The sequence below is a fragment of the Mesorhizobium sp. B2-8-5 genome (genome assembly GCF_006440675.2).
In the GTDB taxonomy this organism is placed as follows: Bacteria; Pseudomonadota; Alphaproteobacteria; order Rhizobiales; family Rhizobiaceae; genus Mesorhizobium.
Genome location: NZ_CP083951.1, coordinates 5882984 through 5897693 on the forward strand (window position 1 = coordinate 5882984; position 14710 = coordinate 5897693).

A 14710-nucleotide genomic window follows, 5' to 3' on the forward strand; every position below is an offset into this window, starting at 1 on the left:
CTTCGGCCGACGCAAATCAGGCATTTCTACCGGGCGGCAGCGCGCATCAGACGCGTTGCGCGGCGCGCCAGGGCAACCGGTCATGCGCCGTTGGCCGCAGCACCGTGGGCAGGCCTCGCGCTTCCTGAATGCCGAAGCCCAATCGCGTCAGGCTGGCCCGCGCCAGGGCGGCGTTGCTGTCGATGACGATCAATCCGTTCGTGTCGCCGAGGCTGGCCGCCACCACCGACAGTTCGGTGCAGCCGAGAAGTGCTGCATCGGCACCAGCCAGTTGCGCGAGATGAAGCGCCCGCTCGGTCTCGGCCGCGGCCTGCGCGATCGAGCCGGCCTTGACGAGGCCGATGGCGCTGTCGACGCGCTCCTGGAACTCCGTGCCTTGCGGAAGGCAAAGCTCGAAACCGGCCGCCGATACCCTGCCCTGGTAGAAGCCGGAGGCCAGCGTGCCCCGGGTTGCGAGATTCGCGACCCTGCCGCGATCCAGGCCGCGACGGATTTCCGCTACCGCCGCGTCACCGATATGGATGATCTCGGCCCGCGAGTTCGCCGCCAATCGATCGTACCAATGATGGGCGGTGTTGCAGGGCATGGCGATACAGGCGACGCCGAACTCGTTGAGCGTCGAGACCGCGGCCTGCAGCGGCGCCAGCGGTCCGTCATGACCGCCAAGGATCGCCTCGGTCCTGTCGGGCAGTTGCGGCACGCTGAGGATGACGGAAGGCACATGCTCGTTGTCGCCGAGCGCTTCGGTCATCCGGGTCAGCTTGAAGTAGAAGTCCGCCGATGCCAGCGGCCCGAGACCGCCGATGATGCCAAGCTGGGGACGGATGCTGTCGTCGATCATCGGACGGGCTCGGCTTCGAGCTCGTCCGCGACGGGTTCTTCAGATTGTGTCGCCTCCCTGTGGCTGGGCGCGATCATAGCCGTGCTCGCCGCCACGGTGCAGACGCTGGACAGCGTCATAAACGTATCGACAGCCGCGTCGACCGCGACGAACAGGGCGAACGCCGCCTCGAAGGGAAGCTTCAGATAGCCGCAGACGATGGACATCTGGGACAGGATGAGCAGGCTGCCCATGCCGCCGGTGGTCAGCGCCAGAAGCGCGGAGACGATACCGACAAGCAAGAGGTCCGGCATCGCCAATTGATGGCCGTAGAGCTGGGCGATGAACAGGACGCCCGAAGTGTAGACCAGCGCCGGGCCCGTTCGCAGCAATGCCGCCTGCAGCGGCACGAGCAGCTCGACGACCACCAGGCTGAAGCGCAGCCGCTCGCTCAACAGGTTGATGACCCAGGGCAGCGAGGCGACCGAGGAGCGCGTGGTGATGGCCACCATCAGAAGCGGTTGGCAGGTCTTGATCGTGGCCCAGAAGCTCCGCCGCGAACGTATCGCGATAATTGCAAACGCGCCGGCGAGGAAGGTCAGGCAGGAAAGGCCCATCACCAGCAGGTAGCCGCCCATCAGCATCAGCGGCTTGGTGCCGGTCGACGCGGTCTGGTCGGCGATCAGGATGAAGGTTGCAAAGGGCAATCCCCAGACGAACCAGTTGGTCAGCACCGTGCACGCCCGGTACACCGCGTTGAGTGCCTGCGACAGGCTGAGCGACGAGGGCTGGGGGATCTTGCCCATCGCCAGACCGAAAAGCAGGCAGAACAACAGGACCTGGATTGTCTGGCCCGAGGCCAGCGCGTTGAAGACGTTGTTCGGCACCAGATCCATGAAGATCGAATGCCCGCCATTCGGATCCCCGGTGAGCGGCGGCGGCTGGAACGGAAATGCGAGATCGGTGGAGACGCTACCTTGCGAATTGATGAACTCGCCGAGCTCGATGCGCGACTGCGGGTTCTCGATCTGGCCGGGCTTGAGGATCAGCGAATAGGTGCCGCTCACCAGCACGGCGAGGAACGACACGACCAGCACGGCTATGCCCACCTTGCCGAGGTAGCGGACCGATTTCGGATCCTGGACCATCGCGGTGATGGAGAAGATGACGGACGAGACCAGATAGGGCAGGACGACCATCTTGAGGAAATTCAGGTAGATCTGCGCGACGGGGCTGATCGCGTGGGCGAAGGCCGGGTAATAGAGGCCGCACAGGATTCCGGCCAGGATCATGATGATCGTCGTCGCCGGCGAGCGCAGGATGCGCTTCGCCGCCAGGCGCCAATCGAAGGGCATGGGTGCGGCTACATCCGAGACGGCCATTGTCAGGCTTTGCTCCCCTGGCGATAGCGCGCGATGATCTCGTCGGTGTTGAGGACCTGCTGGCCCCTTGCCAGGTCGAGATAGAGATCGACAAAGGCCGCGAGATGCGGATTGTCCGGACTGATGCCGACCGCGATCGTGTCGACCTTGTCGGTCAGCGTGATCGAGCGCGCGACGACCGTCATCGAGGGATCGTCGACCATCAGCTTCTTGATCTCGAAATCGTCGCGATAGGCCAGGTCGATCGCGCCGTTGCGGATCGCATCGACAACCGTATTCCAGCCCGCGAAGCGTCGGATCTGCGCGTGCGGGAACGTGGTGGCCGCATAGGTGGCGAAAGACGAGCCTTCGATGACGCCGAGATCGCCGGAGAAATCGCGGATGATCTGCTCAGGCGGCTCGCCTTGCGCGATGCGCGCCAGGTTCACGCGGTTGGCGAGCAACCCTTGGTGCAGCATCGCGTAGGGCCGGGAATAGAGGATCGAGCGACCGCGCTGAAGGGTGCGGCTCAACTTGCCGATCGCCAGGTCCGCCTCACCGGAAGTCAGCTTTTGCACCATGGCGTCGAAGGTCACGGCGGATCGGTCGAACACCGGTTCGACGCCGAGCTCCGCGGCTATGCCGCGCGCCAGGTCCATATCGATGCCGCTGTTCCCGGAGCCGTCGGCCGGAAAGAACGGATCGGACGCGAAGGCCGGCATGGCGATGCGCAGCTTGTTGTCGCTGACGACGGGTTTTGGAGCGTCTTGCGCCTGGGCCGGCATGGCTGCGGCTTGCGCCTGCGCAATGAGCAGCCCTCCGCCTCCGGCTGCAAACAGCGTGCGACGTGTAAGCGGCATGCCCATTCTCAATTCGTGCAGGAGAGCCGGACAACAGATCTGACAACGCGCAGTATGCATGCCGAAGTTAAGTAAAGGTATATTTTATTTTGCGCTTTTTTACATTGCAGATCGCCAAAACGGCATCAGGAAATATGCATACTTTCTAAAATAGCGAGCCGCGGCATGGTGTTTTATTGCACGTTTCGTGCAGTGGGTCGTCAGAACGTCTCGACCCAGGGCCTCAACTCGACCTCGAAGCTCCAGGCGCTGCGATGCTGGCGATGGACGGCGAGATAGGTCTCGGCGATCGCGTCGGGCGAGAGGCGGCGCTCCGGACGGTCGGGTTCGGGCGCCTGTCCGGCCGGCTCGATCTGGCCGTCGATGATGAAATGCGCGACGTGGATGTTCTTCGGGGAAAGCTCGCGCGCCATCGATTGCGCCAGCCCGCGCAGGCCGAATTTCGGCATGGCGAAACCGGCGGAGCCGGAGAACCCTTTCAGGCTTGCGCTGGCGCCGGTGAACAGGATCGAGCCGGAACCACGTGCCAGAAGCCGGCGCGCTGCCTGCTGGCCGACAAGGAAGCCGCCATAGGCGCCGACGAGCAGGGCTTGCTTGACCGCCTCGGGATCGAGCTCGGCGATTGGGCCGCGCGTGCGGCCGCTGGCGTTGAAGACGGCAATTTCGAGCGGGCCTTCCTTGTCGGCCGCCTCGAACAGGTGCTCGACGGAAGCAGCGTCCGACACATCGGTTTCGACGGCTTGCGCGCCGGTTTCCTTGACCAGCGCCGCTAACTTGTCGACGTTACGCGCGGCAAGGACGACGCGGAATCCCTCCTTGGCTAGAAGCCGCGCCAGCGAGGCGCTTAGCCCGGAGCCGGCGCCCGCGATCACCGCAACATTGGCTGCCATGACGTTTCCTCCTTGAGGTACCTCGATGTCGAACCCGCAGGCTCGCGCCTTTGGCGCCAAGAGGCAAGAACGTGGCTGCTCGATTTTCGCCATTTGGCGCAAAAGGCGACCTGGAAGGGCGCGGCGAAAGACTTGCCTGCGGGGCTGATCCATCCGACACGTGGATGAAGGGCGATTCGAGGAACGACCATGGAACCAATCTGGGCCGTCGGCCTGATGACCGGCACGGTGCTCGACGGCAATATCGACGTGGCGCTGATCAAGACCGATGGCGAACGCATCGCCGACACCGGCACCTACACGCTGGCCCCCTACCCGCAGTCGATCCGCACCTTGCTCGAAGAGACGCTGCGCCAGGCGCGCGCCTGGAATTTCGAGGGACCGGAGCCGGCGATCTTTCGCGAAGCCGAGGAGGCGCTGACGCGCGCGCAATCGGCGGCGGTCAGGGATCTGGTCGAGAGCCAGGGCATGCGAATGACCGATATCGGCGTCGTCGGCTTCCACGGCCAGACCGTGCTGCATCGCGCTCCGCAGCCGGGACGTATCGGCCGCACCCGCCAGCTCGGCGATGGCGAGCTGATGGCCTCGCTGCTCGGCACCAAGGTCGCCTATGATTTCCGCTCGGCCGATGTCGCGGCTGGCGGACAAGGCGCGCCTCTAGCCGCGGCCTATCATGCCGCGTTGCTTAAAGAGGCGGACGCCAGCGGCGACACCGCCGTGCTCAATCTCGGCGGTGTCGGCAACATCACCTGGTGGGACGGCAAGGACAATATCGTCGCCTTCGACACCGGCCCGGCCAATGCGCCGGTCAACGATTTCATCAAGTCGAAAGGCCTCGGCGAGATGGACCGCGACGGCAAGCTGGCGGCTGCCGGCAAGGTCGACGAGGAGCGGCTCGCCCGGCTGCTGCAGCATCCGTATCTCACCAAACCCTATCCAAAATCGCTCGACCGCTTCGACTTCACCGCAGCGATGGCCGAGGGGCTCGGCGCGGAGGACGGCGCAGCATTGCTGACGGCCTTCACCGTGTCAGCCGTCGGCAAGGCGCTCGACCTGTTGCCGCGCCGGCCGAAGCGGCTGGCGGTCAGCGGCGGCGGCCGCCACAATCCGACGATGATGGCAATGCTCGAAAGCCGCGCCGGCGTCGAGGTCGCGCAGGCCGAGACGTTGGGCTGGAAGGGCGACGCGGTGGAGGCGGAATGCTTTGCTTTCCTAGCCGTGCGCGTGCTGCGCGGCCTGCCGATCAGCTTTCCAAGCACCACCGGCGCGCCCGCGCCGATGCGCGGCGGAAAGCTGGCTGGCTGATCAGGACGGCAGCTTCTTCTGCAGGAAGATGCGGCTGCGGCCGGTGGGGAAGTCAGGCAGCGTGCCGAACGGCTGGTAGCCCTGACGCCGATAGACCTTTTCGGCGACCGGGTTGAAGGTGTCGATCCAGGCACCGTGACAACCGCGTGCGATGGCTTCCCGTTCGGCGGCGTCGAGCATGCCGGCGGCTGCGCGCCGGCCGCGCAATCTTTCGTCGACCCACAGCCACTGCACGTAGAGCCAGCCCCAGGCGGTGTAGCCGGAAATGCCGGCGACGATGACACCATGTTCGTCACGCACGATAACCGCCAGCGCCTTCCTGCCTGACGCGCCGACATCGGCATCGTTGAAGGCGGTGAGGCTCCCGCTCAGGAAAGCGAGGTCCTGCGGCAAGGGCTCGGCGGTGATCTGGAGGCTCGTCTTCATCGGCTGCGACTCCGGTTCGCAAGCCAGCCTTAGAGCAATCCCAGGAAAAGTGCGAAACGGATTTCCGGCCGGAAGCGAAGAGTGAGGCAGGCCTGTTATCGAGGACCAGCCGGCCGCCACGCCGCGGCGCCCGCCGCAACCAGCATCAGTCCCGCGGCGATCAAGGCGCAGTTGGCGAAGCCGAGGGTCGTGTAGAGCGGGCCGAAGCCTGCGGTGCCGACAGTGACGGCAAGATAGGTGACCGCGCTGTTCAGACCCATGATGGTGCCGCGCCGCGCCGGATCGAGCGCGGTGAGGCGCATGACCAGCACGTTCAGCCCGAAATGGTTGGCGAGACCCCATACGCCTATTGACGCAAGCAGCAGGCCGAAGCCGGCGCTTGCCAAGGCGATGGCGACATAGACGGCGGCGACCAGCAGATAGGCGAACGGCATGACACGGCGCGCACCGAGCCGGTCGATGACGCCATCGAGCAAAGCGGCCGCGCCGAAGCCGAGACCGTAGGCGACCGCCGCCAGGCCGTTGGCGCTGACCGGCTCGCCGAGGGCTTCATGAAGATGGTCGCCGAGATAGCCGTAGACGCCGTAAAAGGCGGTCATGAAGGCGCCGCAAGCAATGAGCAGCGGCAGGATGCCGGGAACGGCGAGCGCGCCGAGCGGCGACGGCGCCGGACCGCTTTTCCTGACGTCGTGCAGCGAACTCATCGCAAGGCCGGCAACGGCCGCTCCCGCCAGCAGCGCCACGGCCGCGAAGACGGCGCGCCAATGGATGAGATCGGCGATCACGGCCGACAGCGAGACACCGGCGACCATCGAAAGCGTCCAGCCGGTCAGCACCACGCCGATGGTGCCGCTCTCGCGGCCGGGCGGCGCGATCGCGGCCGAGCTGGCATAGATCGCCGGCATGGCGATGCCGGCGGCAATGCCGGCAACGAGTTGCGCCGTGACGAGCAACACGACCGTCGGCGCCAAAGCACTGGCGACGAGCGCCAGAGCCAGCAACAGCAATGCGCCCTGCAGCATGCGGCGCGCGCCGATCCGGTCGATGTAGCGGGCAAGGAAGAGCGCGCTGGCCGACGTGCCGAGGCCGAAGGCGGCGGCAGCCGTCATCACCGCCGGCACGCTTGCGCCGAACGACGCCGCGACGGCGGGCGCGATCGGTCCCAGAACCAGGGAATTGGAGCCGATGACGGCGATGCAGCCGGTCAGCAGATAGGCGGCGGCCGGTATCGGCGCCCGAGGCGCGTGGGTCATAATTGCAGATTGATTGGTGTTCGACATATCTCCATAATGGCCGAATTGAATTCCGCATCAATGGAGAATTTCCATATGGACGCAGAAACAGATGACATTCAGCGGAACAAGCATCCGGTCCGCGAGATCGACCCGATCGACCGAAAGATATTAGGCGTTCTGGTCGAGGACGCGACCATCAGCTATGCCGATCTGGGCGAGCGCGTCGGCCTGTCGCCGCCGGCGGCGCATGAGCGGGTCAAGCGATTGAAGCGCAGCGGGGCCATCCGCGCCACCTCGGCGATCATCGATCCGAGGGCGGTGAAGAAGCCGCTGCTGGCCTTCGTGCATATCGACACAAGGGGCTGGGGCAAGACGCCGGAACTGATGGCGGTCTCCAAATATCCGGAAGTCGAGGAAATCCACACGGTCGCCGGCGACACCTGCATGCTGCTCAAGGTGCGCACCGAGGACACGCGGGCGCTGGAAGGCTTGCTGGCCCGCCTCTACGACACGCCCGGCGTCACCTCGACACGCAGCTATGTCGTGCTGTCGACCTATCTCGAGCGGCCGGTGCAGCCCGAGATCACGAGCGAATGGCCGGCGCCGAAGCATATGGCGACACCGGTTTATTAAGTCGCCGCGATCTGGTGGCGCCTGGAACGCGCCAGCAGATAGAACGCCGCGACATGCGTGATCATCAGCAGCGGCACGTAGAGGATCGGGATCGCATAGGTCGCGCCCAACTGTCCGGCATGGCCAGGAAGGTCGAGCACGGTGCCGAGATAGTAGTCGCCGACAAGGTCCACCACGCCCGCGACGTTGAAGGCGACGACCAACGGCCAGAAGATCGCAGGCCTCGCCACCGCGAGCAGCGCCAGCATGGCGAGCAGACCGGTGGCGAAGTCGCCATAGGCGGCGAAGCTTGCGAAGTCAGGAGCAAGGTCGGGACCGACCACGCCCGGGATGAGGAAGACGAGGCCGAAGAAGCGGAAGCTGTGCAGCGTTGCTATCGCGCGCTGCGCCTCTATCGGCTCCATCGACCTCAGCCTCGGCCAGATATAGGCGACGAAGCAAAGCAGCCACGGCACGTAGCCGAGCGCGAGGTGGATGTTGAAGATCATCGCTGGTGACATCTTCGCCTCCTTCAGTGTTGGTTTTTCGCAATTCCGGACGGAAGGCTACGGCCAAGCCGCCGAGCCTAACCGCTGACCACTTTTCCTGGAATTGCTCAATTGACCGGAACGGCTTCAAACACAGCCGTCAGAATGCCCAGCCGTCCCTCCATGAGATTGCGCCCGAGGTTGGTGGCGAATTCGGCGAAACCCTGGCCCATGACGACCCCGAGATTGAGCGAAGGCGGCGGGCCGGAGGCACGGAGCTCGGCGAACCAGGCCTTGGCGGCAGCCGTGTCGTCACGGCGGACGAGCGTGCCGAAGCCGGCGGCTTCGATCGCTTCGCAGGTCTCCTCGGCCGTCAACAGGAAGCTTTCGCCCGGCGTCTTCGCCCAGGGCACTGGATAGAGCGGATCGCCACCATTCAGCACGACGTCGAATGTCGCGAATTTTCCGCCCGGCTTCAAAACGCGCCTGACCTCGCGGTAGAGCAACGGCCGGTCGGCGATGTTCATCGCCACATGCTGCAAAAGCGCGGCGTCGAAACGGCCATCCTCGAAGGGAAGCGACAAAGCGCTACCGGCTTCGAACGACACTTGGCCGGCCTGCCCGGTTCGCGCTGTCAGATAGTGCGCGGCCTCGACGAAGGGTTCGCTGAGATCGACACCGGTCACCGCGCAGCCATATGTCGCCTCCAGGAAGCGAGCCGGCCCGCCGATGCCAGATCCGACGTCGAGCACCGACATGTCGGCGGTGATGACGGCAAGATCGGCGAGCTCCGCCGTCGCGGCCAGCCCGCGGGTGTGGAACTGATCGAGGGTCGCCAGTTGCTCGGGCTTCAGCCGCTGTTGCTCGGGTCCAAACACCGCCAGCGCGGTCTTCAACCGATCGGTCAGGCCGGTCGCGCGATAGTGATCGCGCACGCGATCGAGTTCATCGGTCATTGCCATTTCCCTTCAGGCTTCCAAAGTCACGCAAGAAATACGGCCGCTTTCCGCGAACCACTATCCACGATAATGTCGATGGGTCATGAAGCAGAACTTCACAGTCAGGCACGGCGCGCTCGATGGTGTCGAGGCATTCCTAAGCGTCGCAAGGCACCGCAATTTTCGCAAGGCGGCAGCCGAGCTCGCCGTCACCCCGTCGGCGATCAGCCAGGCGATACGAACGCTCGAGGCGCGCATCGGCGCTGCGCTCTTCGTCCGCACGACGCGCAGCGTCGGCCTGACGGAAGCCGGCGAGCGCTTTTTCGCGCGTGCCCGGCCGGCCTTCGAGGAACTGATCGCGGCAAGCGAGATCGCGCGCGGGATGGGCCAGCGGCCGGCGGGGCTCCTGCGCCTTTCGGTACCGCCGGCCGTGGTGCCGATGCTGCTGGAGCCGATGGTCGCCTCCTTCTGCCAGGCCTATCCCGAGATCGAGCTGGAGATCGTCGCCAGCGGCGAGCTCGCCGATCTCGCGGCCGAAGGATTCGACGCCGGCATCCGGATGGGCGATCTGATCGCGCCCGACATGGTCGCGGTCCGGCTGACGCCCTCCTTTCCGATGGTGGTGGTCGGCAGTCCCGATTACTTGCGCCGGGGCGCGGCGCCCGAGCGCATCGAGGATCTACGCGACCATGCCTGCCTGCGCCTGCGCCGTTCGAACGGCTCGGTCGCGCCTTGGTCCTTTGTCGACGGCAACAAGACGATAGAGGCGATCGTCTCGGGACCGTTAATCGCGCATGACTACCCCTCGCTTCTCGGTGCGGCGATCCAGGGTGTCGGGCTGGCGCAGGTGCCAGGCCCGATCGCCGAAGCGCCGATCGCCGACGGGCGCCTGCAGGCGCTGCTTAGCCGCTTCGCGGTGACCACGCCGGGCGTCTTTCTCTATTACCCGGAAAGGCACCAGGTGCTGCCCAAGCTGCGCGCCTTCATCAACCATATCCGGCAGCCGGGCGCCGCTGACGTCCCCCGAAGCGATCGGGCAGGCGGTGGCAAAGCTGACGCTTCGAAGGCCCGTGAAGGCGGTTGAGCCAGGCAATAAGCCGCTCGACCGAACAGAGCGGCTTCGGCGATGCCGGCCGCATGCGCCGCGTCTTCATGAGGAGCTTCGGCCAACCACCGCAAGCGATCCAGCGTGCGACGGCGAAGGTAACGCTTCTAAACCCTTATCCTTTGTGCCACGCAAGCATTCTGCGGGTCTCCTCGCGTTTTTCTTCCGACAGACCCGAGAGTAAGTCCTCGTCCAGGTATCCTTGCCGGATGAGAGTTGCGAAAACGACGGTCAGTTGCGAATAGCGATAGTCGAACGTCCGATCCAAATCGCGACGTTGCTCCTTCAGATAGTCCTCGACCTCCCACATCTCGGAGGGCGTGGTCGCGGCGTTCGCCCGTCTTTTGAATTCGGCCATGATGCTGGCCAGTGCCCTCTCAAGAGCCTTGTCATATGCGGCGCGGGCAACTTTCTTTTCCGAGGGCGACCAACTAAGCTCATTCAAGGTCATAGACATCTTCCACGAAGAATCGGGCGGTGGATATTATCCTAACCGAGTCGCCTTGTGACCTGTTTTCCGCTTCGCCGCCGCACCTTGGCGGAATACCGCACATGGCGGCCATCATTCTGCGGAACGAGCCGCGATTAGTGATCGAATACGTTCTGCATCCGCCTGCGTGGCGGGATTGTAGACGATCATGCCGAGTTCCGGGCGGCCATCGACCGCAAAGACGGAGAACTCCAGCTCGATCAGCCCGATCTCGGGATGCCGCAGGCGCTTCACGCCCTCGCCGTGGGCCGGCACGATGTCGTTGTCGCGCCACAGCGCCTCGAATTCCGGACTGATCCGGCAAAGCTCTTCGACGAGTTGGGTGATTTCCGCGCCTGCGCCCGCCCTCGTGGCATCCGCCCTGAACGATCCGACCACGAAGCGCGCGACACTCTCCCAATCGTCCTGCGCGTCGCGCACGCGCGAGTTGCCGAACATCAGACGAAGGATGTTGCGCTGCTCGCGCGGCAGCTTGGAATAGTCGGTTAGCATCGCCGCGGCTGCACGGTTCCAGGCAACCACGTCCCATGTCGCGGTCTTGATGATCGCCGGGCTGGGGTCCAAAGCGTCAAGGACGCGCTGCAGGCGCGGCGTCACGCTGTCGACGTTTCTGTAGCGGACCTCCGGGGGCCGGCCGAGACCCAGCATGAACAGATGCTCGCGTTCGGGCTCGGTCAGCATCAGCCCGGTCGCGATGCGGTTGAGCACGTCCGCCGAGGGCGCGCCGCCCCGTCCCTGCTCCAGCCAGGTGTACCAGGTCGGGCTGATATTGGCGCGCTGTGCCACTTCTTCGCGGCGCAGCCCTTGGGTGCGCCGCCGCCCCGTGGCAAAACCGAAGGCGGCCGGATCGAGGCGCATGCGGCGGTCCCGTAGAAAGGTGCCCAGCTTGTTGGCCGTCTCGGCTGGCATTGCGATCCTGTTGGCTGTTATACCATGATAAAGTCACTACTTTAACAGAATGATTTATAGCGCAAATAAGGCCTCCGAACAACAAGCGGAGATCTCCCATGCGTGTATTCCTCACCGGCGCTACCGGCTTCATCGGTTCCAGAATCGTGCCTGAGCTTCTCGCCGCGGGCCATCAGGTGCTCGGCCTGACCCGCTCCGAAGCCGGTGCGCGGTCGCTTGCGGCTGCCGGAGCCGAGCCCCATCGCGGCGACATCGAAGACCTCGACAGCCTGCGCGACGGCGCGGCGAAGTCGGATGCGGTGATCCACACCGCCTTCGATCACAATTTCTCGAATTTCGTCGCGAATTGCGAGAAGGACAAGCGCGTGATCGAAGCGCTGGGCGGGGCGCTCGCCGGGTCGGACCGGCTGCTCATCATCACCTCGGGTGTGGGCATGGGTTCTGCCGAACACGGACAGCCGGCGAGAGAAGACATCTTCAACACCGAACACCGCAATCCGCGTATCCTGTCCGAGCTTACCGGTGCGGCGATGGCCGAGAAGGGCGTCAAGGTATCGGTGGTGCGGTTGCCGCAGGTGCATGACACGATGAAGCAAGGCCTGATCACGCCGCTGATCGCGCAGACGCGCGCCAAGGGCGTGTCGGCCTATCTTGGCGAGGGCCGCAACCGGTGGTCGGCGGCGCATGTGCTGGATGTCGCCAAGCTCTACCGTCTGGCGCTGGACAAGCAGGAAGCCGGCGTGCGCTACAACGCCGTCGCCGAGGAAGGCATCGCCATGCGCGAGATCGCGGAAGTGATCGGCGCCGGCCTCGACGTGCCGGTGGTCTCGCTCCCGCAGGAAGAAGCGGCCGATCATTTCGGATGGCTTTCGATCTTCGCCGGTCTCGATATGCCGGCCTCGAGCGAATGGACGCGCGCGCATCTCGGCTGGCAGCCGTCCGGACCCGGCCTGATCGCCGATCTCGAACGGATGGATTATTCGCAGGCGGCCGCGGCCTAGCCCAGTCCTCCGGCGGTTCAGCGACCCGGCTGGACCGCAGTCTGCAGCAGGTGCGCCAGGCTGTCAGACTTTTCGACCTTGTCGGTGAGGTCGAGCCCGGACAGAAGGTCGACCAGATGGCTGTTCATCAGGGCGGCCGCGTCGGCGCTGTCGCCGGCTCCGGAGGAATACCGTCGGGGAACCCTACTTCCCGCAATAGTGGTCGTTGATGTCGTTCACCGCATTCGCGTCCGGTCCGACGCGGTGATACGCGCAGGCGCCCGCCGCCGTGTTGGTCATCTGCTGATCGTAATAGCGCGGCCCGCCAAACAGCGTCTCGATGATATCGTCGCTGGCCGGGACATAACGTTCCTGTTCGGTGACGCGGTGGCGATGTTCGCCGGCGGCAACCGGGCCGGCCATCGCGGCTGCCGCGGCAAGCGTGAGCGCGGCGATTGCAAAATGTTTCGTCATGGCAGCGACCTTCTGGCAATTTGGATCTGCAGCATATCCAAAATCGCCAGCAGAGCAAAAGTTCCCGTTTGCCCGCCGCCGACTTCAAGGCGAGCGAGGCTCGGCCTGTTGTGACATCGGCGTCCGATTTTTGCCTGCCGTATCGCCAATCGAAGAAAGATAACGGCAGTCGCGACGGCGGATTTTCGACAATGGCCGGCGCCGATGCCGGATATCCTGCATTCGTTCGGCCACCGTTCCCGAAGGCCAAGGAATAGCCCGATGACAGCCAGAGTGATCGTCCTCGACGCCAAGCCGCTTGGTACGGAAGACGTCGCCGAGATCGCACGACGCAATGCCCGGCTCGCGCTCGGCGAGGAAGCCATGCGCCGCATCCGCGCCAGCCGGGCACTCATCGAGCATCTCACCCAGCTCGGCAAGCCGCTCTATGGCGTCACCACCGGGCTTGGCGCGTGTGTCGACACGCCGCTCGCCGAGGCCGACCTGATCGCCTTCCAGCACAGCGTGCCGCTCAGCCACTCGATGGGCGCCGGGCCGTCGCTGCCGACCGAGGCTGTGCGGGCGCTGATGGTCGCGCGCATCTGCGGCATGGCCGCGGGCGGCACAGGCACGTCGGAGGGCGTCGTCATGGGCCTGGTCGCGGCGCTCAACGCAGGCGTTCATCCGGTCATTCCGAGCTGGGGATCGGTGGGCGCCGCGGACCTTGCGCCGCTCGGTCATCTGGCCAGGGCGCTGCGCGGCGACGGCGAGAGCGAATATCAGGGCAGGATCATGCCATCGACCGAGGCGCTCAAGCTCGCCGGGCTCGAACCGCTCGCCCTGCGCGAGAAGGACGGCCACGCCATCATCGTCGCCAACAGCCTTTCAACCGGAACGGCCTGTCTCGCCCTCGAGGAGATCGCATGCCTGATCGACTGGTCGCTGGCGGCGGTGGCGCTGAATTACGAGGCATTCCGCTCGTCCCTCAAGGCCATCGACGAGGATGCGCTGGCAGCGCGGCCGGCCTTCGGCCAAGTCGAGATCGGCGCGCGGCTGCGGACGGAGCTTTCGGGCAGTGGGCTGTGGCAGGAGAATGCCGCGCGACGCCTGCAGGATCCGCTCAGCTTCCGTTGCGTTCCGCAGGTGTGGGGCGGCCTGCTGCACGCCTATGAGCAGGCGAAGCTGGCGACGGAGATCGAGCTTGGTCATTCGGGCGACAATCCGGTCATCCTGCCGGAGGCTGAGCGGGTCGTCTCCAACGGCAATTTCGACCTGACCGCTTTCACGCTGACCTGGGAAAATCTCGGCCAGGCGCTGGCGCATTGCGCCGTCGGCACCGCCAATCGCTCGATGAAGCTGATGTCGCCGACGGTGGCGGAGCTGCCCCGGTTCCTGTCGGCCAAAGGCGGCAGCCGCCAGGGATATGCGGAACTGCAGAAGCCGATCGCGGCGCTCGAAGCCGAGATCCGCCACCTTGCCAATCCGATGTCGCTCAGCCCCTTGGCCATCTCGGATGGCGTCGAGGACCAGTCGTCGATGGCGCCACGCGTGGTAGCCAAGACCGCCGCTATCATAGAACGCCTGCGCTATCTGGTGGCGATGGAACTGATCTTCGCCGCCACCGGCGTCGAGCTGCGCGGCGTGCTGGACAGCATGGGCGAAGGGCCGCGGCGCAGCTATGAGGCCGTGCGGGCGCTGGTCGCCCCGCTCGACGACGACCGCGAAATGAGCGCCGACATGGCGCGGGTGGCGCGCATGGTGGCGGGGCCTCGGCTGTAGAGCGGACCACAGGCCCGCTACCAGCGCCGCGTCAGTCGGCCCGGACGTTTCGTCTGTTG

General features: G+C 65.3%; 16 protein-coding genes. 5 read left to right on the forward strand and 11 right to left on the reverse strand.

Annotated features, from left to right (window positions below; all coding sequences use genetic code 11):
- Positions 1 to 46: 46 nt before the first annotated feature.
- The 4 genes from FJ430_RS29055 to FJ430_RS29070 form a co-directional block, all read right to left on the reverse strand.
- Positions 47 to 841 (reverse strand): aspartate/glutamate racemase family protein, encoded by a 795-nt coding sequence (locus FJ430_RS29055; protein ID WP_140705014.1) that lies wholly within the window; start codon positions 839 to 841, stop codon positions 47 to 49.
- Positions 838 to 2202, reverse strand: coding sequence for a dicarboxylate/amino acid:cation symporter (locus FJ430_RS29060; protein WP_140705012.1), 1365 nt, complete (start codon positions 2200 to 2202; stop codon positions 838 to 840). Before FJ430_RS29060 ends, FJ430_RS29055 begins: the two co-directional genes overlap by 4 nt.
- Positions 2203 to 2204: 2 nt before the next feature.
- Entirely contained in the window at positions 2205 to 3041 is an 837-nt protein-coding gene (locus FJ430_RS29065; protein WP_181175334.1) for a substrate-binding periplasmic protein, read from the reverse strand.
- A gap of 200 nt (positions 3042 to 3241) precedes the next feature.
- The gene (locus FJ430_RS29070) at positions 3242 to 3931 is read right to left on the reverse strand and encodes an SDR family NAD(P)-dependent oxidoreductase (RefSeq protein ID WP_140705010.1); all 690 of its coding nucleotides are present in this window, start codon (positions 3929 to 3931) and stop codon (positions 3242 to 3244) included.
- Positions 3932 to 4120: 189 nt separating this feature from the next.
- Between FJ430_RS29070 and FJ430_RS29075 the strand changes: the two genes are divergently transcribed.
- On the forward strand, positions 4121 to 5236 hold the full coding sequence (locus tag FJ430_RS29075) for an anhydro-N-acetylmuramic acid kinase (RefSeq protein ID WP_140646892.1): 1116 nt from the start codon (positions 4121 to 4123) through the stop codon (positions 5234 to 5236).
- Here the strand turns inward: FJ430_RS29075 and FJ430_RS29080 are convergent, their stop codons facing one another.
- Together FJ430_RS29080 and FJ430_RS29085 are read right to left on the reverse strand one after the other, a co-directional pair.
- A complete protein-coding gene (locus tag FJ430_RS29080) occupies positions 5237 to 5662 on the reverse strand; it encodes a GNAT family N-acetyltransferase (RefSeq protein ID WP_140646893.1) in 426 nt (141 codons plus the stop codon).
- 95 nt (positions 5663 to 5757) lie between these two features.
- The gene (locus FJ430_RS29085) at positions 5758 to 6942 is read right to left on the reverse strand and encodes an MFS transporter (protein ID WP_140705008.1); all 1185 of its coding nucleotides are present in this window, start codon (positions 6940 to 6942) and stop codon (positions 5758 to 5760) included.
- A 48-nt stretch (positions 6943 to 6990) separates the two neighbouring features.
- Between FJ430_RS29085 and FJ430_RS29090 the strand changes: the two genes are divergently transcribed.
- Positions 6991 to 7530: an Lrp/AsnC family transcriptional regulator gene (locus FJ430_RS29090; RefSeq protein ID WP_140705006.1), complete on the forward strand. Its 540-nt coding sequence runs from the start codon at positions 6991 to 6993 to the stop codon at positions 7528 to 7530.
- Here FJ430_RS29090 and FJ430_RS29095 read toward each other — a convergent pair.
- Both FJ430_RS29095 and FJ430_RS29100 read right to left on the reverse strand, forming a co-directional pair.
- Positions 7527 to 8030, reverse strand: coding sequence for a hypothetical protein (locus tag FJ430_RS29095; protein WP_140646896.1), 504 nt, complete (start codon positions 8028 to 8030; stop codon positions 7527 to 7529). The genes FJ430_RS29090 and FJ430_RS29095 overlap by 4 nt on opposite strands.
- A gap of 95 nt (positions 8031 to 8125) precedes the next feature.
- Positions 8126 to 8953 (reverse strand): class I SAM-dependent methyltransferase, encoded by an 828-nt coding sequence (locus tag FJ430_RS29100; RefSeq protein WP_140705004.1) that lies wholly within the window; start codon positions 8951 to 8953, stop codon positions 8126 to 8128.
- A gap of 85 nt (positions 8954 to 9038) precedes the next feature.
- Between FJ430_RS29100 and FJ430_RS29105 the strand changes: the two genes are divergently transcribed.
- Positions 9039 to 10019, forward strand: a complete 981-nt coding sequence (locus tag FJ430_RS29105; RefSeq protein WP_140705002.1) for a LysR family transcriptional regulator — start codon at positions 9039 to 9041, stop codon at positions 10017 to 10019.
- 136 nt (positions 10020 to 10155) lie between these two features.
- Here the strand turns inward: FJ430_RS29105 and FJ430_RS29110 are convergent, their stop codons facing one another.
- Positions 10156 to 10491, reverse strand: coding sequence for a hypothetical protein (locus FJ430_RS29110; RefSeq protein WP_181175332.1), 336 nt, complete (start codon positions 10489 to 10491; stop codon positions 10156 to 10158).
- 111 nt (positions 10492 to 10602) lie between these two features.
- The gene (locus FJ430_RS29115; protein WP_140657364.1) at positions 10603 to 11439 is read right to left on the reverse strand and encodes a helix-turn-helix transcriptional regulator; all 837 of its coding nucleotides are present in this window, start codon (positions 11437 to 11439) and stop codon (positions 10603 to 10605) included.
- Between the two features lie 98 nt (positions 11440 to 11537).
- On the opposite strand from FJ430_RS29115, the gene FJ430_RS29120 reads away from it, so the two are divergent.
- Positions 11538 to 12440 carry an SDR family oxidoreductase gene (locus FJ430_RS29120; RefSeq protein WP_140704999.1) on the forward strand — a complete coding sequence of 301 codons (903 nt, stop codon included), beginning with the start codon at positions 11538 to 11540 and terminating at the stop codon, positions 12438 to 12440.
- A gap of 183 nt (positions 12441 to 12623) precedes the next feature.
- On the opposite strand, the gene FJ430_RS29125 is transcribed toward FJ430_RS29120, so the two are convergent.
- The gene (locus FJ430_RS29125) at positions 12624 to 12893 is read right to left on the reverse strand and encodes a hypothetical protein (protein WP_226891947.1); all 270 of its coding nucleotides are present in this window, start codon (positions 12891 to 12893) and stop codon (positions 12624 to 12626) included.
- A gap of 261 nt (positions 12894 to 13154) precedes the next feature.
- On the opposite strand from FJ430_RS29125, the gene FJ430_RS29130 reads away from it, so the two are divergent.
- Positions 13155 to 14651: an HAL/PAL/TAL family ammonia-lyase gene (locus FJ430_RS29130; RefSeq protein WP_140704997.1), complete on the forward strand. Its 1497-nt coding sequence runs from the start codon at positions 13155 to 13157 to the stop codon at positions 14649 to 14651.
- Positions 14652 to 14710: the final 59 nt, after the last annotated feature.